Annotated in this window: 21 protein-coding genes; 11 read left to right on the top strand and 10 right to left on the bottom strand. The window is 62.3% G+C overall.

Annotated features, from left to right (window positions below; genetic code table 11):
* Nucleotides 1-193 precede the first annotated feature (193 nt).
* The 7 genes from guaB to LG281_RS04645 all read left to right on the top strand — a co-directional run bounded on the left by guaB (nucleotide 194) and on the right by LG281_RS04645 (nucleotide 8,384).
* Nucleotides 194-1,696 carry an IMP dehydrogenase gene (gene guaB, locus LG281_RS04675; protein WP_404404845.1) on the top strand — a complete coding sequence of 501 codons (1,503 nt, stop codon included), beginning with the start codon at nucleotides 194-196 and terminating at the stop codon, nucleotides 1,694-1,696.
* Nucleotides 1,696-2,070: a VOC family protein gene (locus tag LG281_RS04670; RefSeq protein WP_404404843.1), complete on the top strand. Its 375-nt coding sequence runs from the start codon at nucleotides 1,696-1,698 to the stop codon at nucleotides 2,068-2,070. The genes guaB and LG281_RS04670 overlap by 1 nt, the downstream gene beginning before the upstream one ends.
* Nucleotides 2,070-3,368, top strand: a complete 1,299-nt coding sequence (locus LG281_RS04665) for an RsmB/NOP family class I SAM-dependent RNA methyltransferase (RefSeq protein ID WP_404404841.1) — start codon at nucleotides 2,070-2,072, stop codon at nucleotides 3,366-3,368. Before LG281_RS04670 ends, LG281_RS04665 begins: the two co-directional genes overlap by 1 nt.
* The gene (locus tag LG281_RS04660) at nucleotides 3,365-3,754 is read left to right on the top strand and encodes a hypothetical protein (protein WP_404404839.1); all 390 of its coding nucleotides are present in this window, start codon (nucleotides 3,365-3,367) and stop codon (nucleotides 3,752-3,754) included. The genes LG281_RS04665 and LG281_RS04660 overlap by 4 nt, the downstream gene beginning before the upstream one ends.
* 226 nt (nucleotides 3,755-3,980) lie before the next feature.
* Nucleotides 3,981-5,543 carry a glutamine-hydrolyzing GMP synthase gene (gene guaA / locus LG281_RS04655; protein ID WP_404404837.1) on the top strand — a complete coding sequence of 521 codons (1,563 nt, stop codon included), beginning with the start codon at nucleotides 3,981-3,983 and terminating at the stop codon, nucleotides 5,541-5,543.
* A gap of 144 nt (nucleotides 5,544-5,687) precedes the next feature.
* Nucleotides 5,688-6,308 carry a YdeI family protein gene (locus tag LG281_RS04650; RefSeq protein ID WP_404404835.1) on the top strand — a complete coding sequence of 207 codons (621 nt, stop codon included), beginning with the start codon at nucleotides 5,688-5,690 and terminating at the stop codon, nucleotides 6,306-6,308.
* A gap of 402 nt (nucleotides 6,309-6,710) precedes the next feature.
* Nucleotides 6,711-8,384 (top strand): ABC transporter ATP-binding protein, encoded by a 1,674-nt coding sequence (locus tag LG281_RS04645; RefSeq protein WP_404404833.1) that lies wholly within the window; start codon nucleotides 6,711-6,713, stop codon nucleotides 8,382-8,384.
* Nucleotides 8,385-8,509: 125 nt separating this feature from the next.
* Here the strand turns inward: LG281_RS04645 and LG281_RS04640 are convergent, their stop codons facing one another.
* From LG281_RS04640 to LG281_RS04610, 7 genes are read right to left on the bottom strand one after another with little or no spacing between them, the layout of a single operon-like run.
* Nucleotides 8,510-9,928 carry an AMP-binding protein gene (locus tag LG281_RS04640; RefSeq protein ID WP_404404831.1) on the bottom strand — a complete coding sequence of 473 codons (1,419 nt, stop codon included), beginning with the start codon at nucleotides 9,926-9,928 and terminating at the stop codon, nucleotides 8,510-8,512.
* Entirely contained in the window at nucleotides 9,925-10,722 is a 798-nt protein-coding gene (locus LG281_RS04635) for a hypothetical protein (protein WP_404404829.1), read from the bottom strand. Before LG281_RS04635 ends, LG281_RS04640 begins: the two co-directional genes overlap by 4 nt.
* Nucleotides 10,719-12,044 (bottom strand): hypothetical protein, encoded by a 1,326-nt coding sequence (locus LG281_RS04630; protein ID WP_404404827.1) that lies wholly within the window; start codon nucleotides 12,042-12,044, stop codon nucleotides 10,719-10,721. The genes LG281_RS04635 and LG281_RS04630 overlap by 4 nt, the downstream gene beginning before the upstream one ends.
* The gene (locus LG281_RS04625; RefSeq protein WP_404404825.1) at nucleotides 12,041-13,135 is read right to left on the bottom strand and encodes a DUF3419 family protein; all 1,095 of its coding nucleotides are present in this window, start codon (nucleotides 13,133-13,135) and stop codon (nucleotides 12,041-12,043) included. Before LG281_RS04625 ends, LG281_RS04630 begins: the two co-directional genes overlap by 4 nt.
* Nucleotides 13,132-15,540 carry a PEP/pyruvate-binding domain-containing protein gene (locus LG281_RS04620; RefSeq protein ID WP_404404823.1) on the bottom strand — a complete coding sequence of 803 codons (2,409 nt, stop codon included), beginning with the start codon at nucleotides 15,538-15,540 and terminating at the stop codon, nucleotides 13,132-13,134. Before LG281_RS04620 ends, LG281_RS04625 begins: the two co-directional genes overlap by 4 nt.
* Nucleotides 15,537-16,433 carry a hypothetical protein gene (locus tag LG281_RS04615; protein WP_404404821.1) on the bottom strand — a complete coding sequence of 299 codons (897 nt, stop codon included), beginning with the start codon at nucleotides 16,431-16,433 and terminating at the stop codon, nucleotides 15,537-15,539. The genes LG281_RS04620 and LG281_RS04615 overlap by 4 nt, the downstream gene beginning before the upstream one ends.
* The gene (locus LG281_RS04610; protein WP_404404819.1) at nucleotides 16,430-17,722 is read right to left on the bottom strand and encodes a hypothetical protein; all 1,293 of its coding nucleotides are present in this window, start codon (nucleotides 17,720-17,722) and stop codon (nucleotides 16,430-16,432) included. The genes LG281_RS04615 and LG281_RS04610 overlap by 4 nt, the downstream gene beginning before the upstream one ends.
* Nucleotides 17,723-17,832: 110 nt before the next feature.
* Between LG281_RS04610 and LG281_RS04605 the strand changes: the two genes are divergently transcribed.
* Both LG281_RS04605 and LG281_RS04600 read left to right on the top strand, forming a co-directional pair.
* Complete coding sequence (locus tag LG281_RS04605) at nucleotides 17,833-18,429, top strand: TetR/AcrR family transcriptional regulator (protein WP_404404817.1); 597 nt, start codon at nucleotides 17,833-17,835, stop codon at nucleotides 18,427-18,429.
* 143 nt (nucleotides 18,430-18,572) lie between these two features.
* A complete protein-coding gene (locus LG281_RS04600; RefSeq protein WP_404404815.1) occupies nucleotides 18,573-18,806 on the top strand; it encodes a hypothetical protein in 234 nt (77 codons plus the stop codon).
* Between the two features lie 142 nt (nucleotides 18,807-18,948).
* Here the strand turns inward: LG281_RS04600 and LG281_RS04595 are convergent, their stop codons facing one another.
* Together LG281_RS04595 and LG281_RS04590 are read right to left on the bottom strand one after the other, a co-directional pair.
* The gene (locus LG281_RS04595; RefSeq protein ID WP_404404813.1) at nucleotides 18,949-19,176 is read right to left on the bottom strand and encodes a hypothetical protein; all 228 of its coding nucleotides are present in this window, start codon (nucleotides 19,174-19,176) and stop codon (nucleotides 18,949-18,951) included.
* Between the two features lie 118 nt (nucleotides 19,177-19,294).
* On the bottom strand, nucleotides 19,295-20,563 hold the full coding sequence (locus LG281_RS04590; protein ID WP_404404811.1) for a hypothetical protein: 1,269 nt from the start codon (nucleotides 20,561-20,563) through the stop codon (nucleotides 19,295-19,297).
* A gap of 75 nt (nucleotides 20,564-20,638) precedes the next feature.
* Here LG281_RS04590 and pabB point away from each other — a divergent pair, with 75 nt between their 5' ends.
* Entirely contained in the window at nucleotides 20,639-22,579 is a 1,941-nt protein-coding gene (gene pabB / locus LG281_RS04585) for an aminodeoxychorismate synthase component I (protein WP_404404809.1), read from the top strand.
* A 9-nt stretch (nucleotides 22,580-22,588) separates the two neighbouring features.
* Here pabB and LG281_RS04580 read toward each other — a convergent pair whose 3' ends face one another.
* Nucleotides 22,589-23,290, bottom strand: coding sequence for a GntR family transcriptional regulator (locus tag LG281_RS04580; RefSeq protein WP_404404807.1), 702 nt, complete (start codon nucleotides 23,288-23,290; stop codon nucleotides 22,589-22,591).
* Nucleotides 23,291-23,559: 269 nt separating this feature from the next.
* Between LG281_RS04580 and LG281_RS04575 the strand changes: the two genes are divergently transcribed.
* Nucleotides 23,560-24,537, top strand: a complete 978-nt coding sequence (locus tag LG281_RS04575; RefSeq protein WP_404404805.1) for an ABC transporter ATP-binding protein — start codon at nucleotides 23,560-23,562, stop codon at nucleotides 24,535-24,537.
* Nucleotides 24,538-24,542: the final 5 nt, after the last annotated feature.

Here is a 24,542-nt window from a genome sequence, read left to right as displayed (position 1 = left end):
CCCCTTCCCAAACCCGGTCCCCGGTGGTAGTAACCCTCGCCAACCCAAGCCCGGTCTTTGAGTCGTCCGCCCGGGTTTAAGGAAACAAGAAGCGCATTCGTAGCTGGCCGGGTGTCACACCTCTGGCAGGCGGGATGCGCTATTACCGGTTTTCATCATCGTTTTCTCGATGAAGGCACGAAAGGGTCTGGCCTTGGCGAAGATTATTTCCTCCATCACCGGCGATGCCGCGCTCACCTTCGACGACGTGCTGTTGCAGCCCGCGCGCTCGGATGTGCTGCCCACCGCCGTCGACATCAGCTCCTATGTGACCAAGGATATCGCGCTCAAGTTGCCGATCCTGTCTTCGGCCATGGATACGGTGACCGAGGCGAAAATGGCGATCGCCATGGCGCAGGCCGGGGGCATGGGGGTGATCCACCGCAATTTTACGCCCGAGCAGCAGGCCGAGCAGGTCAAACAGGTCAAGCATTTCGAATCCGGCATGGTGGTCAATCCCATCACCATCGGCCCCGACGCGACGCTGGGCGACGCCTACGCGCTCATGGAGCGCTACAAGATCTCGGGGATTCCGGTGGTCGCCAATGGCGGCGCGGGGGGGCGCGCCAAGGGCAAGCTGGTGGGCATATTGACCAACCGCGACGTGCGGTTTGCGACCAATCACGGTCAGAAGATCGCCGAACTGATGACGTCCGAAGGGCTCGTCACCGTACGTGAGGGCGTCGCGCAGGACGAGGCCAAGCGGCTCTTGCACCAGCACCGGATCGAAAAGCTTCTGGTGGTCGACGAGCATATGAACTGCATCGGGCTGATCACCGTGAAGGATATCGAAAAGGCCCAACTCAACCCGCACGCGATCAAGGACGTGCATGGGCAGTTGCGCGTCGCGGCTGCTTCGACGACGGGCGATCAGGGTTATGAGCGCTCGATGGCGCTGATCGATGCCGGGGTGGACCTCCTCGTGATCGACACCGCGCATGGGCATTCGGTGCACGTTGCCGCCGCGGTCGAACGGATCAAGCGCGAGAGCAACGCGACCCGTATCGTCGCTGGCAATGTCGCGACCGCCGAGGCGACGAAGGCGCTGATCGACGCGGGCGCGGATTCGATCAAGGTCGGCATCGGGCCGGGCTCGATCTGTACCACCCGTATTGTCGCGGGCGTCGGCGTGCCGCAGCTTGCCGCCGTGATGGCGTGTGCGGAGGAAGCCGACAAGCAGGGCGTGCCGGTGATCGCGGACGGCGGCATCAAGTTCTCGGGCGACCTCGCCAAGGCGCTGGCGGGCGGCGCGTCGGTCGCCATGGTCGGCTCGCTACTGGCGGGCACCGACGAAAGCCCCGGCGAGGTCTACCTCTACCAGGGCCGCAGCTACAAATCCTATCGCGGCATGGGCTCGGTGGGCGCCATGGCGCGCGGTTCGGCGGACCGGTATTTCCAGCAGGAAGTCAACGACCAGATGAAGCTCGTCCCCGAGGGGATCGAGGGGCAGGTGGCCTATAAAGGCCCGGCCAGCGGCGTGCTGCACCAGCTCGCGGGCGGGCTGCGCGCGGCGATGGGGTATACCGGTGCGAAAGACCTCGAAACCTTCCGGCGCGAGGCGACGTTCGTCAAGATTTCGAGCGCCGCGCTGGGCGAAAGCCATGTGCACGACGTGACGATCACGCGCGAAAGCCCGAATTATCGCGGTGGGAAATAATGGACGCACCGCTTGCGACACGGATCGATACGATCTTCGTTCCAGCACGCGATACCGAGGGCGCTGCGGCCTGGTATGCGCGGCTGTTCGGGATGACGGAAATTTTCCGCTCTGCCGGTTATATCGGTTTGCGGTTTGCCGGCGGCGATCCGAAAAGTACGGCTCTGACACTCATTCCCGCCGAGCGCGTCGATCCCGACGCCCATGTGGCCTTCAACTTTTTCAGCCCCGATCCGGAGGCGTTGCGAGAGGCGCTGATCGCCGACGGCCGGGAGGTGACCGAGATCCACGACCAAGGCGCGATGCGTTGGTTCGATTTTGTCGACCCGGCCGGGAACCGCGTCAATGTCTGCAGCTTTGCGGAAGACGCCTAATGCGCCTGCCCGGACGGCTCGCCGCCGCTATCGAAGTGCTCGCGGATATGGACCGGCGCAAGCGGCCGGCGTCCGAGGCGCTTAAAGGCTGGGCGCTCGATCATCGCTTTGCAGGCGCCGGGGACAGGGCGGCCATTGGCAATCTCGTTTACGACGCATTGCGGCGGCGCGCGAGCCATGCCTGGCGCATGGGGGAAGATACGCCGCGTGCGCTGGTGCTTTCGGTCGCGGTCAACGATTGGGGCGAGGATGTCGCGGCGTTGAATCAGAGCTTTAAGGACGACAAATTCGCCCCGGAATCGATTTCCGAGGCGGAAGCGGCAAGCCTTTCAAACGACTCTGCTTTTTCCCATGCGCCTGCCGCTGTCCGGGCCGACATACCCGACTGGCTTGAATCATCGCTTGAACGCGGTTTCGGCGCCGATTGGATCGCCGAAGGGCAGGGTATGACGACGCGTCCGCCGCTCGATATGCGCGTCAATACGCTCAAAGCACATCGCGAGAAGGTCGCCAAATCGCTGGCGCGGTTTTCGCCGCAGCCGACGGCCATCGCGCCTGAGGGCTTGCGCATCGCCGCTGGACCGCGTGACGCGCGTACGGCCAATGTGCAGGCGGACGAGGCCTACCAGAAGGGCTGGTTCGAGATCCAGGACGAGGGCAGTCAGATCGTCTCGCTGCTTACGGGCGCCGCGCCCGGCGAGCAGGTACTCGATCTTTGTGCCGGTGCGGGGGGCAAGACGCTCGCCATGGCGGCCGCGATGGGCAATACGGGGCAGATCTTCGCCTACGACGCCGAGCGCACCCGGCTCGCGCCGATCTTCGAGCGCCTGAAACGCGCGGGCGTCCGCAACGTGCAGACACGAAATCCTGAAGCGGGCGCGCTCGACGATCTGGTGGAGAAGATGGATCGCGTCGTGGTCGATGCGCCCTGCACGGGGACGGGAACGTGGCGGCGGCGGCCCGATACCAAGTGGAAGCTCACGCCCGAGCAATTGCAGGCCCGCATCGCAGAACAGATCGTCGTGCTCAACGATGCGGCGCGCTTCGTGCGCCCCGGCGGCATGCTCGTTTATATTACCTGCTCGATCCTGCCCGAGGAAAACGACGACCAGGCCAAGGCCTTCCTCGCACGGCACCCGGATTTCGCAGGGGTGCCGGCAATGCCGGTGTTCGAGCAGGTTTTCCCCGACGCGAAAGCGCGGCCCTTCAGCGCCGATGGCGCGACACTCACCTTGACCCCGGCGCGCACGGATACGGACGGGTTTTTCTGCGCGCTGTTCACGCGGACAGCAATATGAGCACGAGGCGGCTGGCCTTCATTCTCGGCGGCGTGCTTTTTGTGGCTGTGCTGCTGGGCGGGTTCGGCTGGGCGGTCTGGCTCGCCATTCCGGAACCCGATACGCGGCATTCTGCAACCTCACCTTCGGGCGAACGCACGATCCATATCTTCGAGGTGTGCTTCGAAGACTCCTGTGTGCATCAGGCGGTTCTCGAACTGCCAAGCGTCGAAGGCCCCATCGCGCAATTGCGCTGCGGCATCGATATCACCGCGACCGAACCACAGTTCGAGGCTCTTGATGTCGCATGGGGACCCGACGAGAACACGGTCGATGTGACCTACACCAACGCCGATGGACAATCGGACGGCTTCACGCTCGATTTTGCGCGTGATTGCGTGGGTTAAAACACCACCCCGAAGGGGAGGAGCTCCGGGGTGGTGCCGAAAAGGCAATGGCGTGTGGAACCTTAACCCGGGGCGGGCCGGGAGAACACGACGCCGGTTCGGCCCGCTCCCGTTTATCTGTTCGTGAACAACGCCACGGACGTCGTAGCGGTTGCATGGGCGGGATAATCGGTCGCAGGATGCGTGGGCCATTGCCTGACAAAGCGATTCCATTTAAAGCCTCGCCATGCAGATCGAAACGCCCCCCGACTCCATTCTCATCATCGATTTCGGCTCGCAGGTGACGCAGCTCATTGCCCGCCGCGTGCGCGAAACCGGCGTCTATTGCGAAATCCATCCGTTTTCCAAGGCGCTCGAAGCGCTCGAGACGCTGAAGCCGAAAGGCATCATCCTCTCGGGCGGCCCGGCAAGCGTGGTTGAGGACGGCTCGCCCCAGGCCGATCCGGCGCTTTTCGAGGCCGGTGTGCCGGTTCTGGGCATCTGCTACGGGCAGCAGGCGTTGTGCGTGGCGCTGGGCGGGGTCGTCGAGCCGGGGGAGGTGCGCGAATTCGGCCGCGCCGAGGTCAAGATCGGCGCCGAATGCCTGCTCTACGACGGGGTCTGGGACCTCGATCATTCCTATCAGGTGTGGATGAGCCACGGCGACTCGGTCTCCAGGCTTCCGCCGGGCTTCAAGGTCGTCGGGACATCGCCGGGCGCGCCCTTCGCCATGATCGCCAACGAAGAGCGCAGAATTTATGGTGTGCAGTTCCACCCTGAAGTGGTGCACACACCGGACGGCTCCAGGCTCTACGCCAATTTCGTCCACAAAATCTGTGGCTGCGACGCAACCTGGACCATGGCTGCCTATCGCGAGCAGGCGATCGCTGCGATCCGGGAGCAGGTCGGCAAGGAAAAGGTGATCTGCGGACTTTCAGGGGGGGTCGATTCCTCGGTCGCCGCGGTCCTCATCCATGAAGCGATCGGCGATCAGCTCACTTGCATTTTTGTCGACCATGGGTTGATGCGGAAGAACGAAGCCGATGAAGTCGTCGCGATGTTCAGGCATCAGTATAATATTCCGCTCGTACACGTTGATGCTTCGAAAGAATTTATTGGCGAGCTGGAAGGCGTCGTCGAGCCTGAAGCCAAGCGCAAGATCATCGGGCGGCTGTTCATCGAGACCTTCGAGAAAGAGGCCCACAAGATCGGCGGCGTCAAATTCCTCGCCCAGGGCACGCTCTATCCCGACGTCATCGAATCCGTCTCGTTCTCAGGCGGCCCCTCGGTCACCATCAAGAGCCATCACAATGTGGGTGGACTGCCCGAGCGTATGAACATGCAGCTCGTCGAGCCGCTGCGCGAGTTGTTCAAGGATGAAGTTCGCAAGCTTGGCCGTGAACTCGGACTGCCCGAACACTTCGTCGGCCGTCACCCGTTCCCGGGTCCCGGCCTCGCCATCCGCCTGCCGGGCGGCGTGACGCGCGAAAAGCTCAATATTCTCAGGCAGGCCGACGCGATCTATCTCGACGAAATCCGCAAGGCCGGGCTCTACGATACCATCTGGCAGGCCTTCGCCGTGCTCCTGCCGGTCCAAACCGTGGGGGTGATGGGCGACGGCCGGACATATGAAAGCGTCTGCGCGCTGCGCGCCGTCACCTCGGTCGATGGCATGACGGCGGATTTCTACCCCTTCGACATGAACGTCCTCGGCCGCGCGGCGACCCGGATCATCAACGAAGTCAAGGGCATCAACCGCGTCGTCTACGACGTGACCTCGAAGCCGCCGGGGACGATCGAGTGGGAATAGTGATTTTCCATGAAGGGCTGGCGGGAAGAAATTTCCGTCAGCCTTAATTTATCGGAAACAATAACCGTATGCCGTATCGTCTGTTCTTTGATTGGTACCGGCATTGTCCCGTCATATGCCTGCGCTTAAACTGGCCCGATGGCGATGATCACCGATATAGAAGACTATTTTACCCTCGGCTGTGGCCGCTGCGCGCGGTTTGCGACCCCGGAGTGCTCGACACGGCTGTGGATCGATGGGCTCAACGCGCTGCGGACCATTTGCCGGGACATGGGGCTTGTCGAAGAGGTGAAGTGGGCCCATCCCTGCTATATGCATGCGGGGCGCAACATCGCGATCCTAGGTGCCTTCCGCACCGATTTTCGTCTCTCTTTCTTTAATGCCGCGCTCATGAAAGACCCAGAAGGCGTGCTCGCGCGCCAGGGCGAGAACACCAGGCACCCCGACATGATCCGGTTCACTGCCTCGGACCAGGTGGCTGAGAAAGACCCCATCATCCGCGCCTATCTGGAGGAAGCCAAGGGGTATGCCGAGGCGGGGATCAAGCCTGAGCGTGAGAAAACCGAGATCGACATGCCCGAAGAGCTGATCGACGCCATGGACGCCGACCCCGAGCTCGCCGAAGCGTTCCATGCGCTGACGCCCGGCCGGCAGAAGAGCTATCTTTTCAATCTCAACGGCGCCAAGAAATCCGAAACACGCATCGCCCGCATCGCCAAATTCCGTGACAAGATCATCGCCGGCAAGGGTGCCATGGAATACTGACGATCCACTTGCGCCGGCACTACCGGATTATATCTCCCGACTGATGTGTGCATCAGTATTTTTTATGCACACATAGCGCGGGATGGAGAGACATGGAAATCGTTGCCCACAGCCGTCCGGCTGTCGTGGCGTATCAGAGCTGCTGCGTCTTCATCCCGATGAACGGGCCTCCACTCTGGTTGGCACCATCGAGGAGCGGTAACGCAACGGACGAACCTACCTCTACGAGCGCTTCCGGATCGGGACCGAGATGATGAGCCGGTATCTCCATTCCGAGGCAATGGTCGAGTTCCTGACACCGGCCTTAGCCTACGCGGATGCGCTATCGCGCGGCCCGCACACCACGTCGTCTCCGCCATTCGAATCGCATAGGCTTTCTACCCCTGCGGCGGAGGAGGCGACGTGAAATTCGATCTAGGCCTGATTGGTCCGCCGCTGAAGACGATTCTCTCGCGCTATCTCAAGACCGCCCGGATGGCGCTTTTGGCCGTGCTCGTTACGACCATGCTGGGCACCATCGCAACCATTGGTGCGCCCTACCTCTTTTCGCGTCTCATTGATGAGCTGACGTCGGCTTCGGTCATTACCGGTCTTCTCTTGGGCTTCATGATCTATGCCGTCCTGATGGGGGCTGCATACGCGTTCCAACGCATGTCGAGTTTTTTGACCTTCATGACCTCCGAGAGCCTCAACTTCGTCACCTCCACCTCGTTCTTCACCCGGCTGGTTGACAAAACCTCAGCCTTTTTCCTCGATCACAACCCTGCCGAGATCGAAAGCGCGCAGCAGAAGGGCGCCCGTGCCCTCAATATCGTCGTCCAATTTGCACTCGCAGCCATCCTTCCCAGCATGGCACAACTCATCCTCGCTTTGGGTCTGCTTGGCGCCGTGCTGGATTACCACATCGCGCTTATCGTCTTGGGTTACGGCGTCGTCTATGTGGCGCTCGTCGCCCAAGCCTCCTCCGCAACGCGCCCGCATCTGGACAAAGCCATTGAACAATCCCAAGCCAGTTCGCGCTTCGTCGGCAATGCGATCTCGTCGATGGATACGCTGCGTCAGTTCCAGTCCGACCGCTGGATGATCGGCCAGTTCACCGATCGGGAGCGTACGGTGCTCGAAGCTTTCGGCCGCTACGCGCTCACCCAGGTGCGTTACGCTTTCGTCTTCGGGTTGGCGCTGGCTGCGCAGTTTGCCATTACCCTTTGGTTGCTGGTGCCGCGCGTTGCCGCCGGAGAGCTGACTGTTGGCGATCTTGTGTTGTTCAACACCCTCCTTCTCCAGCTCAACATTCCCTTCCAGATGATGGGCCAGGCGATCCAGCAATTTGCGCAATCCTATTCGAACTTTCTGCCCTTTGCCCGTATGTGGCAGGCTGAAGCTCACGACGAGCCCGAAACCGGCCGCGCCTTCGAGGTAACGGAAGGTGTCATCGCGTTCACCGGCGTGTCCTATCGCTACCCCAACGGTCGCGGTGTCTCCGATGTCAGTTTCACGGCTCGACGCGGTACCATTACTTACATCACAGGCGATACTGGATCTGGCAAATCCACGCTGTTCAAGCTGCTCTTGAAGGCCATGTACCCTGCACACGGCACGATCACAATCGATGGTACCGATCTCAATGCCGTTTCACGCGCCGACTGGTTCGCCCACGTCGCCGCCGTGCCACAAGACGTTGTTCTCTTGAACGATACACTGGCCACCAACATCGTCCTTGGTCGCCCATTCGACGAAGCCCGTCTCCGTCGCGCCGCCGAGCGCGCCGCGATCCTCACCTTCGTCGAAGGCCTTGAGGCCGGCTTCCAAACCGTGGTTGGCGAGCGGGGGCTCAAACTCTCAGGCGGCGAGCGCCAGCGCATCGCCATCGCCCGCGCCTTATACGCCAATCCCGGCATCTTGCTTCTGGACGAAGCGAGTTCGGCGCTCGATGCCGAGACCGAGAAGGACATCATGGACCGACTACGACTCATTCGCGACGAAGTCACCATCCTCGCAATTACCCATCGGCTCAGCGTCATCGCCGCGGATGACAATGTGTTCTCGATTGGCTCCCGGGCATCTGCAGCAGGGTGAAATCGGCCAAGCGATTCCGCTGTTAGCGATACGGCTCGGCAGTTGGATGGCCGGCACGGGACGCGAGTCGAGATGATTGGCGCGCTGGAGGGGTAGCGTCATTCTTTCGAGTTTTCGGTTGGGCTCTAACGGCCCGGCCGTTTCACAGCGGCTTTCGTTATTTTTGCGAGCTTGCGGTAGTCGAGTTTGGAGGCGTGCCGGCTGTCCATGGGGAGGGACGGAACCGTGACGATGTCCATGCCAATGGCCAACGCCTTTTCTTGCCATACGTCCCGATATTGCTGTTCGCCCTCGATAGCCAGAAGCGGGCGGCCGTCGCGTTGCGTCAACGCGCAAGCAGTAACGCCGGGCCAGGCACGCGCGGTGACTTCGACCTCAAACGGCCAGTGGCCGCCCACACGTCCAGCGAGTCTGCCGCGCAACCAGAGGCGACCCGCCTCGTCGATGCGACCGCCATCGCCCGTGCGATGCCAGACAATACCGTCTTCTGCGGTTTTGTTTTCCGCGTTCTGGGCGGGGTCCAGATAGGACTGGACGACATGCGGGCCTGCCACCTGAATCTCATCGTCCCGAATGCGGATACTCAGGTCGCTGACGGGTTGACCGGCGAGAAGACCCGCTCCACCGGACATTGCCGATAAGACCTCATCTGAGATGTCGCGTGAGGAGACGGTGGCGATGGGTTCGGCTTCGGTTGAGCCATAGACCGCGACGGTTTCCTCGGCGTAGCGGGCAATCGCCCGGAAATGACCGGGCATGACCGGCCCGCCGCCGGTAAAGACTTTTTCCAGGCGCGGCATCAGCGCTTCTCTGGCAAGGGAAACGGCAACCGACGGTGGCGCGAGAAGCCGGGTTACATCATGGCGGATACACTGCGCCGCGAGCGCGGCCGTATCCGGGCTATCGGGACGTTTGAGCGCGCTGTTGGCGAGAACGGCGGTTCCGCCGTTGGCGAGGCAGGCCAGAACGAAGACCGGGAACCAGACCAGATCCGTTTCCGGTTTATGAGAGGCAAGAAGGCGCGATACCGCACCGGATTGGGCCAGAAGAAACGGGTGGCTGCGCGGGATGCATTTGGGGGTGCCGGTCGAGCCGCTGGTGAAGGAATAGAGCGCGATTTCGGACGGTTGCTCCGGAGCGCAGGCGTCCTCTCCAACGGCATCGGGCGCAAGCGGACGCATCCGGTGTCCGGCGAGGAAGGGGAGCGCAAAGCGAAACGCTCTTGGCGCGACCACGGAGGAGGGGGAGAGAAGACGGCAAGCTTGGCGCAGGCCTTTGAGCCCCGCCGACGGCTCGGGGAACACCGCTTCGCAGCCGGCCATCCAGATGGCGATGAGGCTGCGATAGAGACCGATCGATACGGGCGTGGTAACGAGCACGCGCTGCCCGCGTACAAGCCCGCGCGAACGCCAATGAGATGCCAGCGCGCAAGCCTGCCGTTCAAGCGCGCGATAGGTAATGTCACTGCCGTCGCGGTCGATGAGGGCGACACGGTCCGGCGCGCGCCGGCAGGAGGCGATGAACGGGTCGAGAACGTTGCTCATAGGGACCGTCCGAAAAGCGCATAGCGCCGGAAAATGCAGGCGTTGCGTTTGGCGCTCATACGGGTCGAACGGTTGTCCTCGTGCATGAGCGCGTGCACGACGGCGCGATAGCCGTCGGCAATGGCGCGGGCATAAAACGCATCGACCAAAGCGCTGCCTGCGCCGGGACGGACGGCCATCAGCGATTTGAGTATCAGACCTGCGGCGCTTGGGTATCCCAAAAGGCAAGAGACGATGGCACGCGTTGCCGCATCGCGGCCAAGCAGGCAATAGCGTGGGGGCAGAGATGACAGAAGCGGGCGATGGATGGCCGTGAAGCGTTCAAGATCGATCGGCGCGAAATAGGGCGCCTCCGCGAATGCCTGATTGGCGATCGCGTGGATGGCGGCGAGGTCCTGTTCGGGACGAGCGGCGTTCCATTCGTCAATCACGAGATCGGCAGGGCAAGGGCGCGTTGGCGGCGCAGGAGCCATGTCGATGGTGCTGACGTAGTGCGCAACCGCGGAAAACCCGTTTGCGGCGAAACACTCGACGAAAAATGGCGGGTTGTCCGGCTCGCCGGGAAACGCGGGCGTTCCGTCGGTTTCGACGACCAGCCGGTAAGCGCTCCAGGTGTCCCGTCCCAGGGGCGCGAGAACCCGTGTGCATCCGATATCCCTCAGCCGCTGCAGGGCGGTGGCGATCAGGGCGGTCCCGTCGGCGGGCGTTTCGGCATGGAAATCGGAAATCCGGCCTTCGTTGCCGATCCACAGAAGCGTGCAGCTTGCCGACGCATGAGAAAGCTGTTCGGTCATTGGATGGCTCCGAAAAAGGCTGGGGGCAAGGATGCGGCCAGCGAGAGGGTCGCCAGCTTTGCTGCCCGATGGCGTGCGAACGATGCAGGGCGGAGGACACACGCGCCGGCAATCAAGACGATGGCGCCGAGCGCAAACACCAGCAACAGCGCCATCTCCGGGGGATCGAGAGGATCGATGGCGATCCGGGTCGCGACAAGGGCGGAAAACGCTGCGACCGCGGCAATGCGCCAGAGCGCGTGGCGGACGAGCGCCAGCGCAGCCATTCCCGCGCCATAGGCCGTGACCGTCAGGGTGAAATGGAGAATGAGGTTCCGGTCCGTTACGGTGCCCAGGACCATCCAGAAGATTCCTATGGCGATAACCGCGAAGATGGCGTGCAGATCGGCATACGCCTCGACCTGACGGGCCATGCGGTTGGCCATGATCGTGGCGAAAACGACGACGGCCAGAAGCGCGGCGCTGAGCGGGTCGAAGGCGAGGAGGACCACGACCAGGAGCAGAATGGCAGCGCGCAAGGGTTGCTGTTCTACGTCCTGTGCGCGAGCGATGCGGAAGCCAAGCGCCACAGCCAGTGCATAGAGCGCTGCGACGCCGACGATTGGCACGAGGCCAGCCGGGGCCATGGCCACAAGAATGACATGCAGGCCCAAAGGAACGAAAAGGTTGTCGAGCCCGGCCCAGCTTTCGATCTCGATAGTCGCGCCCACGAGCGCAACGAAGCCCGACAGGGCGATGATCGTATCGCGCGGGATATCGGTGAAGAGCAGCAGCAAAATGATCGAAACCAGCCAGGTGACAACGAAGAACGCCACCGCACCTTCGAGCGATTTCGTGCCCTTTTCGACCGGGAATATGCGCTTGCCGTATTCCGTCCCAGCCAGTGCCGCAGCGGTGTCGGCCAGCGTCATGACGGCAATGGGAATGACGAAAAAGATCGCCGGATCTGCCCCAACGTCGAGCGCCGTATCCCGCGCGCGCCCTCCAACGGCCTGCAACACAAAGAGCACTGCGACCGAAATGGCGAAGTAGACCTCGCCCCAGGAGGTCCGGCCGACACCGTGGAGCGCGGCACCGAGGCGCGGGCTGCGGCGCGCGGCGATGAGGATCGCGATGGAGACGCCACAAAGGAGAATGACTGGCAGGACGGTATCGAACAGGAACGGCAGGGTGAGAACCGAGAGGCCGAGCCCGACATGAACGATCTTGCGGCGCACCTCGGCGCTCAGGTTCAATGCCTTGCCCGCGCGGTCGGCCAGCAGCAGAACGGCGACAAGCAGTGCCGCGAACAGGATGACGGTGACGAGATCGACGCCGGTCATCGCACGCGTTCCACGACGAGGTTGGAATAGAAAAAGGCCTTGTCGCTGACGTGGAGGCGTTTCGCGAGCGCCGTTTCGCGCGTAATGCGGTCTTCGAATTTCACCGGTGCGCTGCGTGGCGCCATCATGTTCCAGTAGACCAGCCGCGCGCCCGGATTGGCCATATCGAGCAGCGCCCCATAGAGGGCTTCGAAGCCTGCAGGGTCGAGATATTCGAAGAGGTCGGACAGATTGAACGCATCGAACCGGCGTCCTGCGAAGGATTCGAGTGTCGATTGCGCGATCTCAAGCCTGTCGAGGCGCGCGCGGATGGTGACGAAGTGCTCTTCGCGCAGCGCAAGCGGAAGTGCGGCGCCGTGGTGGCCCTTGAGGATCCAGTGCAGATAGGGGTTGCGGTGGGGCTCGAGTTCGACAAGCGCATGGCGCGTGCGCGCCGCGACCTGATCCGGGAGCGAGCCTTCCGCGTGGGTGAAAAAGGCCGGGTCCCGGCCCAACCTGCCCATCACGGCGCGGGAAAAGAACGCCTTGAGCATCAGCCGCCAGCGCCAGTTGTTCCAGCGCGCATCGTGGAACCGGGCGCGATCCGCATGCGGGCGGTCGCATAGCAGTGCATCGACAGTGGTGCCCGAGTGAACGAGCGGCAGCACCTTCTCTCGGAATATCCGGAAATAACGCTCGAATTTGCCCACGCCGCCGACGCCATAGGCGACAACGGCCTCACGCTGGCTATCCCAGAACTGGGCGCAGCGCTCGTCTACGCCAGACGCCTTGAGAACGCGGTCGAGCAGAGCACCGCGGCGTGTGCTCGAGCGCGACCCCATGAGTTCGAGGAGTTCGGAATAGGTGAGCGTCCGATAGGCGGCGACGCGCAGGAGAATGCACATGATTTGCGGTTTGGAGAGATCGAGCGCGACGACGGAGCCCGGATCGGCGGTGAGCAACGCCAGCGCGTTATCGCCCGCCGAGCCGATCGAAAGAACGCTCTCGCCGGGGCGGATGCGCAGGCCGGCCATGAGCACGTCGGCATCCTCCCATACCTGCGCGTAGCGCACGTGATCGAAGCGGGCGCGGCTGGAAATATCCTGGCTCATCGGATGATCCTCACTGTGCCCGCGCCGCCATCGACTGCGATGGTCGCACCATCGGGTATCCAATCGGTGACGGCCTTGATGCCGACGACGCAAGGAATACCCATTTCGCGTGCGACAATGGCCGAGTGCGAGAGGATGGAACCCTTTTCGACGACGACCGCACCGGCATTGGCGAACAATGCGATCCATCCCGGATCGGTGTTGCGGGCAACGAGAATCTCACCTGCGTTGACGCTGGCCCTGACCGGATCGAGCACGATCCGTGCAACCCCGGTTACACGCCCTGCCGAACATCCGAGACCGGCGCGGTGGTCTCCTGTCTCCGCTATGCGTTTGCGCGGAACGATGGGCGTGGCAGTGGCAACGGCGCCGCGCGTTTCGAAGCGGTCGGGGAGAGACGCGCCATGCTCGGTTTCGGCCTGCTTGCGGCGGCTTTTGGCAAGCCCCGAAAGATTGGCGGAAACGCCCCAGCCTTCGACACCGCCCTGGAGCTCATCGATCGTGAGGTAAAAGACGTCGTCGGCCCGTTCGAGTGTCCCGGCGTCAGCCAGGCGCGCACCCATGGCACGGACGATGCGGCGGACGCGGCCGAACACGCGGGTCCGGTCGAAGCGCAAATTCTCGCGGTCCCGAACACGCCGCGCGGCAAGGCCAAGAAGCCAACCTGCAATGACACTCCGTACCGGCCTGCCGGGGAGAAGCGGGCCGGTGATTCGCGCTGCCCCGGTTTCTGCTCGCGGCGCCGGGCGCGTCGCTGCCGCAAGAACAGCGTCCAGAACCGGCGCCGGATCGTCCTCGAGCGTCGCGCTCTCGAGCTTGAGTTCGGCGGCACAGCGGTCTCCGAATTTCTCGATATAGGCGTCGAACTGGTCCGCAAACGCAGGGTCGGAGCGCAAGGCATCGAGGTCGCGGGCGCGCAGGGCGTCAAGGAGCTTAGGATTGCCGCTTACGGATTCGGCCATGGCGCGGATGCGCTGGGGTGGCTCGGCGGAGACGATTTCACCCTGGCCGATGAGCGTGTCGTTGAAGATCGCCGCGCCGCGTTCGCCACCCCAGTCCGTGAGGCACTTGCGGGCAAGCCCGACGGCGATCATGCAGCATAGATCGTTGAGAAGAGGCGCGTCCCAGCGCGAGAGCAGGTCGCGTTCGAGCCCCCGCCAATGGGCGGCCAGCGCATCGAGGTCGGCGACCGTAAAATCGAGAGCGTCTTGGTTGAGTGCCCTCTCGAGGCGCGCGCGGAACCGCTTGATCGTCTTGCCCAACAGCATGGAGCGCGTCGCCAATCCGAACCCCGCGCGTGCCATTCGCACACCGGCGGCAAGGCGGCTGCCGGTGCCAGCCTGAGCTTCGAGCGGCGCGGTGAAGGCCTTGGGGAGCGGCTCATCCACGCCCATCATCTGGTCCATGAACCTCGCGTTGAGCCGGTAGGCGGGCAGGGCTGAGAGTAAGCGATGCCAATTGCCCAGTTCGTAGTAGACGCGGCCCTCGAACCGCCCGAGCAATCCTTCGAAGGCCGCATGCCGCTCGGCGATGGCCGCCTTCGGAGCGCCAAGATTGGCGAGGAGGCGGCGGTAGACATGGGCATAGACCGAACGGGCGAAAGAGAAGGTGAGCGGCGAAACCCAGCCGGGATAGCTTTCGACGATGTTCGAGTTGTCCCAGATACGCCAGGCTCCAGTCTGGATGGTGGTGATGGGGCGCGATTGCAGGATGTGCAGGCCGTCGGCGTCGATGGCCCATTCGATGTCTTGCGCCGCGCCCATCTGAGCTGCGATCCTGCGCGCGGCGTCGGCGATTGCGGTGATGTCGGCAGGCGAAAGCGGTGCGTCGCCTTCACCAGGCGTGGTATCGAGCACTTCGACGGACTGACTGTCGACAAGATAGGTCCAACCGTTCACCGTCCCGGCCATCAGCGCCTCGCCGACGCCACTGATGGCAGAGATAACCATATGGTCCGGACGGGAGGTGACGGGGTCGGTCGAAAAGACGACCCCCGCCACGAGTGGCACGATCATGCGCTGGACGATGACCGAGGGGGCCGCGTTTTCGCCGCTTCCGCGCTGCGCGCGATAGGCTGCGACCGAGGCTTTGGCCCCCGAGAGATACACCTTCGCCGCTGCCGCTTCGAGGTCGTTGCGGCTGACGTGGAGAAGTGAAAGGAATTGCCCGGCAAAGGAATTGTCTGTGCCATCCTCATCGATTGCTGACGAGCGCACGGCGAAGATGTCGCCACCGAGCCCGGCCATAGCCTTGCGGTGCCTTTCGATAGCCTCGGACGCGATCTCGCCGGTTTGCTTGAAATCGGCGCTGGGGATGACATGGAAATCGGGAACGGCCCATCCCATTGCGCTGAGACGCATGAGATTGGCGGCTTTGCCGCCCAGTGCGGGATATGCGGTGGTCATTGGATCGGCGCTCCGAGAACGGCAAGGCCATAGGCGAGGGCCGTGGCCAGGACGGCGGTAAAGCGCATTTGCTTGGCGCGTGTTGCATTCGTCGTGCGCAGGTAGCGCAAAACGGCAAGCGTAGCCGCAATGAAGGCAACGAGCGCGGCCCCAAGTGTGACAGGATGATAACCCGAAGCGAGGGCACCGAGCATCAACGCCGCGCCGGCAGCGACAAGCCAGACGATCGCCGCCGTCCGTACGCCCCAGAGTTTCGAATAGGTCTCGACGCCCTCGCGTTCTTCCGAAGGCGCCCAGAGCTTGCGTCCGACTTCCAGAACCAGCCCGGCAGCAAAGGCGAGAAGGAGGATAATGGCGACACGGCCCGATAGGAGCCGGGCAGGGTCGGCGAACGAGATTGCAACAAGCGCTAGGAGCGGCATCGCCAGCATGTGCGATACGAGATAGAGCACAGGGCGAGCCCGCAACCAATTCTTGACGCCGAATTCGAGCGACATGGCGGCGATCCACGCGACCGCCAGAATGAGCGGAACGATAGTGTTGGGAGAAACGAAGATTGCCAACGACGGCGGCACCAGCGCAGCCACGGCGGCAACCGTTCGTAATTCGCCAAGCGAAATCAGTCCGCGCGGGACGGCGCGCTCCGGGCGGTAGACGAGGTCGTCATGATAGTCCTTGTGTTCGTCAGCGACCCGCATGATGAAGAAAAGCGGTAGCACGGCGAAAACGCTCAGTACGACCTTCCAGAGGGGGGCTTCGGAACCGAGTGGCGCGATGGAGCCCGCGCACATCAGCGCCGTCAGAAATCCATTGCCGGCGAGCGGAAAACGTTCGGTTGTATAGGTCCAGAGACGCTGCGGGAGCGGTTGATCGTCGGTTTCGACGGCACTCATTGTGCCTCTCCGGAAATACGCGTACGTGCAAGCTTGTGATGCGCGCCGGTGAACTGTCCCGACGAGAGCGCCGCGATGATCGAAAGCTCGCCTGCAAGGCAGGTGGCGGCAACGACTTCCGCGAAGGCGTCGGCATTTCCGGCGCCATAGAGCCCCAGAATGTCGAGCGCCGCACGGGCCGTCGGTGTGCCGGTGCCGCCCCCGACCGTGCCCACGAGCAGGTTGGGCAGCGTAACGGAAAACCGCATGCTGCCTTCGCTGCGCTCGAGCCGGGTCACGCCGACGGCGCATTCGGCAACGCAGGCAGCATCTTGTCCCGTGGCGATGAAAATTGCGGCAAGCGCGTTGGCGTAATGCCCCTGAACGCCCATCGTGCCCGAGACGATGCCGCCAAGCGAGGACATGCGCACATACTTGTCCATCCGGTCGATGGACGTCCGCAAATGGCGTTTGACGATGGCTTCCTCGAGCACAACGCTCGCCGTCGTCTTCCGGCCGCGCCCGGAGAGGAATGCGAGCGCCGAGGCCTTTTTGTCGGACGAAAAATTGGCCTCGACGAACCAGTGCTCCGGCTGGACAGGACAGTGTGAAATAATGGCGTTGCATAGCGCATCGGTCGCGATGGTGCACATGTTCTGCCCCGACGCGTCGGCGGTATCGTAGCGGCACAAGAGGAAAACGACCTCGTTTTCGATATGCGGCGAAAGCTCGGTCAGTCTGCCGTGGCGGGTCGTCGCCTGGGCCGCCGCGAAAAGCATGTCGCGGTTGCGTAGCACCCAGTCGACGAAAAGGCCTGCCGAGATTTCATTGGCGAACGCAAAGCCCGGAGAGCGCATGACGCCGCGCGTGAGCACCGCCGCCGTAACGCCACCCGCTGCGGTCGCTGCGCGCATGCCGCGATGATAGGAAGCGACAAGCGCCGCTTCGCATGTCGCGAGCGGGACGTGATATTCACCTTGCGCGTTGAGGCCGTTGACCCGGACCGGTCCGGCGATTCCCATGGGAACCTTCGCCGTGCCGATGAGCGTTTCGATATTGCCGCTATATGCGTCGAGATCGCGCCGGGTTTCGGGATCCAAGAGCGCCGGGCGCGCGTTGGACGGAGTGCTCGCGCTTTCCTCAAGCTGATCCCAGGTGCGTTCGACGTTCTCACGCCTGATATCGGTAAATGGCCGGATACCTTTACGCTCGGACGGTTTTGGCGCCAGGCGGGCGCGAATGTCCTCGACCGGCATGCGGCCGCGCAGGGTGTCGAGATATTCGGAAATCGAATTGGCGTCCCGGGCCATATGTTTTGCGTCCAAAAACGAGTTGCATCATTACGTGAACGGTGTTCATAATAAGAGACACGCCAAGGCTGTCAAGATTTATTTTGAACAGTGTTCATGAAAGGAGCGCAATGGCAAGACGCAGCGATGCTGACCGCGAAGCCACCCGTGCCCGGGTGCTGGATGTGGCGCGGACCATGATTGCGGAGGAGGGACCGGGGGCGATATCGGCCCGGACGTTGGCAAAGCGCGTGGGGCTTTTGCCGGGTTCGTTGTACAATCTGTTCCCGTCCATCGAGGACATCCGGCTTGCCGCTCTCGGCGACGTGCTACGCGGGCTGGGGGATGCGCTGGCCGAGGTGCCGCAAGGCCTTGAACCTCGCCAGAGAATGCACGCCTATGCCCGCAAATATCTCGAATATATCTCGGCTAATTCCAATGCCTGGAACGCGCTGTTCGAATACCGCCGCAACGCGACACTGCCCGCGCCTGAATGGTACCAGGCCTATATTGGGCGCCTGACGGCGATGATCGGCCAATGCTTTGCCGACCACGCGCCGAAGCGGTCGCTTGCTGCCGCCCAGCGGCAGGCGCATCTGCTGTGGGCAGGGATTTATGGATTAACAGCGTTGGCAGCCGAGGGGCGCCTCGACGGCATAATGCAGGGCAGCTTCGACGAGCTGGTTTCCGATCTTGTCGAAACGCATCTGGTGGCGTTTCAGGCATAGCCAGGACCGGCGCGCCACGTTGGCGCCTTACTCGACCGATATTTTTCCCGGAGCCGGTGTGTTTAGAAAATGCAGAGGCTCAATCCGAGGTGTGCAACAGCGCCCGGAGGCTTCGCAGTACGCAGCAAACGAAAGAGCAATCCATGCTGATGAAGGTTTCGGGGACGTTGCTTGTCGTCGGTTTGGCACTGTATGTTCTGAGCATGACGGTGCTTGGGGATTACGTCGATACCAATGGACTCGTCATTGAAAGAGGGTTTCGCATTTTTGGCGTTTCCCTTGTTTTCATCGTCCTGGCAGCGAGCGTGCTTGCTGCTAAAGTGCTGCTGCATCTCTACAGCAGGATGCGGGCAGGTCGCACTGGCAGGCTACAATAAGAGAGCCGCCCGCCAGACGTTTGGGGGCAAACGTCGGCGAACGGCTCCACGGAAAGCAAAACGAAACTTGCCCCCGTCTCGATATAACGAACAACGCGTCGAGAGGTTCACGGATTTTTTCAATGCGGCTATCGAGCCGTCGTCAGCTCGCAGGCCGGTAGCGCTTGCCCGATGGTGACGGGTGCTCGAGCACCTCAGCGATTCTATGCTCTATAAGCCGGTGGATATCGCCAACTCCCACCGCCCCGCCACGCGTTCGCGCAAACGATGCCACTGTCGTCGTGCCTTCCAGCCCGGTGACTTTCGCAGTGAACGATACGGTCGTGGTATCCGGGCGATAGTGAAGATCGATGACTTCCACCTCAAGCATGGCGGTACTCCGTGCAAGAATGACATTGAGCACATGCTGCGTGGAGAGTACGGCGGTCTTTGGGTGGGAAGCAGGCAGGCGCCGCCTTAAATATGTCCGATACGCCAAACTTGCCGGTTTACTGCGCGCGCGTGGGAAAGGGCTTGAGCCGCGTGGCAGGCCGGACCTGGCTTTGCGCCATATGGACAGCACTGCCATCGAGATATTGAAAGCCGTACTCCATCGCGCGGCTTGCAATCGCAATCGTCGTTACACCGTGGGCAAGTCCGACAAGGCCGGCCCGTCCGCAAACACCACCGACGCCTTTGAGCCATGTTTCCTGATCTCCGGCGAGCCGGCGGGACGATCCCAGTTCGACGGACACGCCCCAGACGCGGGATTGAAGCGCTTCACGCAAAAGCGAGCGCTCCTTTCCCACCCCGAGTACGACCCGTACGAGGACCGCGGAAAGGGTCGCAACAGTTTCCGCAAGCGCTTCGTGAACGGGCTGATCGTTTGGCTCGAGGACTTCCACGATGAGTGCTTGCCGGTAGGCTTCCGGCGCGCTCCAGATCTGCTCGAGATAGTGCGTGCGGCGCTCATTGTTGCCCAGAGTGGACATGGTGACGGGGACTATGATGTCTGGCGCGTGCCGCTGGCGCTTCGCATTATAGACCCCAAGAAGGCCCTTCTTGAGGACCATGAGGTCATATTCTGCATAAATGGCCTGCAGTTCATCCTCGTCGACCGCGGACCGGATTTGCTTGATCGCCGCGGACCTGAGGGAGAAATCGAGCACGCACCGGTTTATGTCCGTCTTTTCGCTGAGTGTGTTCCAGGCAGGCACGAACAGCGCCGCGGCATCCTTGCGCAACGCCCGCAGCTTGCCTTCGTGTTCCTGGGCCAGTGCGAGCTGGCGTGCTTCGAGCTCTCCGAACAGTGTGGCGACATAGTCGTTTACGGCCTCCGGCTTGCCAGCGGTTTTCGGCGCGGCGGCGGCCAGGCTGCTGATGCGGATATCAACGGTGTCGCCGGTCGCCTCGAGCAATCTCACCCTCAGCGCATCGCCGATCTGGTCGAGTTTGATGTTTGCGCGCTCGGCGTCCAGTTCGGTAAAATGAACAGAGTAGCGCATCGGCCCTTGATGCCGCACGCGGCCGGCATCCGAGATATGCCACTCGATGACCGACCGTGCGATGTCATCGAGCCTGTCGGCATCGTCGCGGTCGGCAAGGTCGCCGAGTTCCAATACGCATACCGCGCCGGAAAGCGATGCCAATTCCTGTTCGGCGGCTATATCAGCATTGGCCGGCGCATCTTTCACGCGCTGCACGACGCGCGCGGGTGCCTGTTTTTGGACGGCCTCCTCGCGCCGTAGAAGGCCTCTTACCTGACGTAGTACGCTCATTGCCCCCAATACCGTCCGGCGCTGCGATTAACCCAATTCGCAAGCGACATATGAACTGTGGCGTCAAATAGTAAAATGTCGATGACTTTTAAGCCGACTGTTGTCAGCTTCGAATTAACGGATGCCAATCCCGAACTGCGGCCTTGGCTGTCGGTACACAGCGCGGTAGAAGCGGCGCTGGGATCGATACAAACAGTGCTCCAGCGGCGGATTATTTTGGCAAACGAACTACGGCCGGGCACCGTCCTGCTCAACGACAACCTTTCCCCGGGCGCCGCTAACCTGCTGTTCGAGGAGCCCCGCGAGATCGTTGCCGCTTATACGCGCGAGGAAGCTGTCGCCGCGCTCGACCGGCTGGAGGCGTTGCAAGCGGACGGGCGCTGGGCGGCGGGATATTTCGCTTATGAGCTGGGGTTTGTATTCGAGGAGCGATTGGCGCAACGCTTGCCCGGCCGCAGCGATACACCTCTGATATGGCTCGGCATTTTCGATGCTCCCCGAAAGCTGGATACCCAGTCGGTGGAGGCATGGCTTGCCGCCCACGCTGGGAACGAGGCCAGGACCGAAGCCATAGTGCCACGGGTGAGCGAAGCCGCCTATCGCGATGCGTTCGAACGGTCAAAAGAACTCATCGCGGCAGGAGACATTTATCAGGTCAATCTGACATTCAAGGCCGACTTCGCGCTTGAGGGCGATCCCGTTGCGCTCTATCGCGATCTCTGCCGCAAGCAGGCGAGCACCTATGGCGCGCTGATTCATGCCGGTGACCACTGGGTCCTCTCGCGCTCGCCAGAGCTTTTCGTCTCGCTGACGGGCGACAGGCTGGCGGCGCGCCCCATGAAGGGCACGGCAAGGCGCGGGCTCTCGCTCGCCGAGGATGACGCCGGTCGTGCGGCGCTGGCCACCGATATCAAGAACCGCGCGGAGAACCTGATGATCGTCGATCTTCTGCGCAACGATCTGGCGCGGATTTCCGAAATCGGCTCGGTGCACGTCACGGACCTCTTCACGGTTGAAACCTACCGGCATCTGCACACCATGACCTCCGGGATCGAAGCGCGGCTAAAGCCCGGGTTGTCGCGGCGCGATATTATCGCCGGACTTTTCCCCTGCGGTTCGATCACCGGTGCGCCCAAGATCCGCGCGATGGAAGTGATCGACGAGGTCGAGGCCGGTGCGCGCGGGCTTTACACCGGATCGATCGGCTGGTTTGCGCCCGATGGCGATTTTTGCCTCAACGTGGCCATCCGCACTTTGGTGGTTGGCATGGATGGGGCGGGAGAAATCGGCATTGGCGGCGGCATCGTGGCCGACAGCCGTTGCGAAAACGAATACGCAGAGGCGCTTCTCAAGATGCAGTTTCTATCCGACAAGGCCGAGCCCGTCTGTCTCATCGAAACCATGCTTTGGACGCGAGAGGAGGGTTTTTTTCTTCTGGACCGGCATATTGCCCGGATGGCCGCATCGGCCCGCTATTTCGCGATTGCGTTCGATGAGGCGACCATACGCAAGCGCGTCGAGGAATGGGCACAGGCGGCCACCGGGGATCGCTATAGGGTCCGCTTGACCTTGCACGAAGCTGACGGTCTCGATCTTACGGTCTCCGAACTCCCGGCGCCCACGAAGGACGCTCCGGCGTTCCGGTTTGCGATCGCGTCCGAGCGGCTCGACTCGCAAAACCTCTGGCAGGCCCACAAAACCACCAGCCGTGCATTCTATGACATCCCGCGCCAGACCGCTCAGGCCGCGCTGGGCGTTGACGAGGTCGTGTTCCTCAACGAACGGGATGAAGTATCGGAAGGCTCGATCACATCGGTCTTCATCGAGCGCGGCGGTATGTTACTGACCCCGCCGCTCTCCGCGGGCATCCTGCCCGGCACATTGCGTGCGGACCTGCTCGAAACCGGTCGCGCGAGGGAAGCCGCGCTTACCTTGAAGGATTTGGAAGGCGCCGACGCGATTTATCTAGGCAATTCGGTGCGGGGCTTGATGCGGGCGGAATGGATCAGAGGATAATTGCCGGCCTTACTGGCTGCGCAATGCCTCCGCCAGACTCACCTGGCCTTGCAGCTTCTGAGACAAGTCGAGGCCGGAGAGCAAGTCCACCAAATGGCTGGTCATCAACTCGGCCGCGTCCTTGGGTCGATGATCCGCGATGGCCTCGACGAGAGCCGTGTGGGCGTGGCTTTCACATGTCGTGTCCCGGCGCTTCCAGTAAAGTGCGATGATCAGCGACGAGCGCGAGCATAGGTCGCGGACGAATTCGGTGTAAATGGAGTGCCCCGCGATCTCGGCAATACCGATATGGAATTTCGCCGATAGCACCAGGGCTTCGCCATCTTTCCCCGCCCGGGTCGCGGCGTGTTCCCGTTCGATATGCGTGCGCAACCGCTGGGCGTCTTTGGGCTTCGCGGCCTCTGCTGCCATCGCTGCGACCTTGGGCTCCAATAGCGCCCGCGCCTCGAATACCTCGCGTGCCTCGCGCGTCGTCGGCTTGGCGACAAATGCGCCCCTGTTGGGTTCGAGGACGACGAGGCGGTCGCTGGCCAGATTCTGGAGCGCCGAGCGGACTATGGTGCGGCTAACGCCGTAAATGCCGCCCAGCTCATCCTCGGAGAGCTTCATGCCGGGCGCCAAAGCGTGCCGCAAAATGGCATCGCGGATGCCCGAATAAACAGCCGTGCTTCGCGATGTGGTGTGCATCGGTGCTGCCGTTTCCGAAGGCATCGTTCGCTCCGTTTCCGATCTCTGTTTCAAGCTCTAGTGTATCCGCAAATACGATACAAGCATCTTGATTGTTGTATACGATATGTGCATTTTTCGTGTGCAGATGCACAAGCGATAGGCAGGGTGCCAACTCGCCGATATGGCATCCGTGTCGATACTGAGTGAGAAAATAATTTCGTTACAGTGAGTTAGGCGCAATTTCTTCCCTCCCGCCGCGTTTGGCATGGCGATTGCTGCTGATCCTCGTGACGTAATGCCAAAGGAATGTCATGGCCACCGGAGATCTGGAACTCGTTGCCCTTACCAAACGCTACGGAGATGCCACTGCCGTCGCCGCGATTGATCTGGAGGTTCCCCAGGGTACCTATTGTTGTCTCCTGGGGCCGTCGGGCTGCGGCAAGTCCTCGACCCTGCGCATGATCGCAGGCCATGAAACGGTCACGTCCGGAGATGTCATCCTCTCGGGCCAGAACATCACCGAGGCGGCGCCAGCCAGACGCGGCACCGCGATGATGTTCCAGAGCTACGCGCTCTTTCCGCACTTAAGCGTTATCGACAACGTTGCCTTTAGCCTCAAGATGAAGGGCGTCGGCAAGACCGAGCGGCGCGCGCGGGCAGGGGAATTGCTCGAACTCGTCGATATGAGCGCCCGTGCCGACCGGCTTCCGAGCCAGCTTTCGGGCGGCCAGCAGCAGCGCGTGGCATTGGCTCGCGCGCTCGTTACCGATCCGCAGATCCTCCTTCTCGACGAGCCGCTTTCAGCGCTCGATCCGTTCCTGCGTGAGCGGATGCGATCCGAACTCAAGGGCTTCCAGCGCCGGCTCGGCATCACGTTCATTCATGTCACCCACAGCCAGGATGAAGCGCTCGCACTTGCCGACCTCGTGATCGTTATGAACGACGCGACGATCCAGCAGGCCGGAACGCCGCGCGAGGTGTTCGACGCCCCGCGCAACGAATTCGTCGCCCGCTTCATGGGCGGACATAATATCCTTGCGACGGACCAGGGCTCCGTGGCGGTGCGCGCTGACCGGATTGCGGTCAAGCGCGGCGCGGGTGCGCTCGGGGCAAGGATTTCCGGTGTCGAATATCTGGGCGCCACGGTCAAACTTACGCTTGACGCAGGGTTGGCGGGCGACATCGTCGCGCTCATGCCCGACGCGGCATTCTATTCCGATCCGTTTTCGCTCGGCGATGATGTTTCCCTTTCCTGGGACGCCGCCGACGAACATCAGCTTGCCGGGTAGGCGGA

It is taken from the genome of Pelagibacterium halotolerans (genome assembly GCF_044811015.1).
Classification (GTDB): domain Bacteria; phylum Pseudomonadota; class Alphaproteobacteria; order Rhizobiales; family Devosiaceae; genus Pelagibacterium; species Pelagibacterium halotolerans_A.
This window is presented reverse-complemented; position numbering and strand designations above follow the sequence as displayed.

What these genes read in the sequence shown, in the direction of transcription:
- guaA (WP_404404837.1), top strand. Translation starts at nt 3,981, where the DNA reads ATGCAGATCGAAACGCCCCCCGACTCCATTCTCATCATCGATTTCGGC.
- LG281_RS04590 (WP_404404811.1), bottom strand. Translation starts at nt 20,563, where the DNA reads ATGAGCGTACTACGTCAGGTAAGAGGCCTTCTACGGCGCGAGGAGGCC.
- LG281_RS04650 (WP_404404835.1), top strand. Translation starts at nt 5,688, where the DNA reads ATGATCACCGATATAGAAGACTATTTTACCCTCGGCTGTGGCCGCTGC.
- LG281_RS04615 (WP_404404821.1), bottom strand. Translation starts at nt 16,433, where the DNA reads ATGAGTGCCGTCGAAACCGACGATCAACCGCTCCCGCAGCGTCTCTGG.
- LG281_RS04630 (WP_404404827.1), bottom strand. Translation starts at nt 12,044, where the DNA reads ATGACCGGCGTCGATCTCGTCACCGTCATCCTGTTCGCGGCACTGCTT.
- LG281_RS04600 (WP_404404815.1), top strand. Translation starts at nt 18,573, where the DNA reads ATGCTGATGAAGGTTTCGGGGACGTTGCTTGTCGTCGGTTTGGCACTG.
- LG281_RS04595 (WP_404404813.1), bottom strand. Translation starts at nt 19,176, where the DNA reads ATGCTTGAGGTGGAAGTCATCGATCTTCACTATCGCCCGGATACCACG.
- LG281_RS04665 (WP_404404841.1), top strand. Translation starts at nt 2,070, where the DNA reads ATGCGCCTGCCCGGACGGCTCGCCGCCGCTATCGAAGTGCTCGCGGAT.
- LG281_RS04605 (WP_404404817.1), top strand. Translation starts at nt 17,833, where the DNA reads ATGGCAAGACGCAGCGATGCTGACCGCGAAGCCACCCGTGCCCGGGTG.
- LG281_RS04640 (WP_404404831.1), bottom strand. Translation starts at nt 9,928, where the DNA reads ATGAGCAACGTTCTCGACCCGTTCATCGCCTCCTGCCGGCGCGCGCCG.
- LG281_RS04625 (WP_404404825.1), bottom strand. Translation starts at nt 13,135, where the DNA reads ATGAGCCAGGATATTTCCAGCCGCGCCCGCTTCGATCACGTGCGCTAC.
- LG281_RS04660 (WP_404404839.1), top strand. Translation starts at nt 3,365, where the DNA reads ATGAGCACGAGGCGGCTGGCCTTCATTCTCGGCGGCGTGCTTTTTGTG.
- LG281_RS04580 (WP_404404807.1), bottom strand. Translation starts at nt 23,290, where the DNA reads ATGCCTTCGGAAACGGCAGCACCGATGCACACCACATCGCGAAGCACG.
- LG281_RS04635 (WP_404404829.1), bottom strand. Translation starts at nt 10,722, where the DNA reads ATGACCGAACAGCTTTCTCATGCGTCGGCAAGCTGCACGCTTCTGTGG.
- LG281_RS04575 (WP_404404805.1), top strand. Translation starts at nt 23,560, where the DNA reads ATGGCCACCGGAGATCTGGAACTCGTTGCCCTTACCAAACGCTACGGA.
- LG281_RS04670 (WP_404404843.1), top strand. Translation starts at nt 1,696, where the DNA reads ATGGACGCACCGCTTGCGACACGGATCGATACGATCTTCGTTCCAGCA.
- LG281_RS04610 (WP_404404819.1), bottom strand. Translation starts at nt 17,722, where the DNA reads ATGGCCCGGGACGCCAATTCGATTTCCGAATATCTCGACACCCTGCGC.
- LG281_RS04620 (WP_404404823.1), bottom strand. Translation starts at nt 15,540, where the DNA reads ATGACCACCGCATATCCCGCACTGGGCGGCAAAGCCGCCAATCTCATG.
- pabB (WP_404404809.1), top strand. Translation starts at nt 20,639, where the DNA reads ATGTCGATGACTTTTAAGCCGACTGTTGTCAGCTTCGAATTAACGGAT.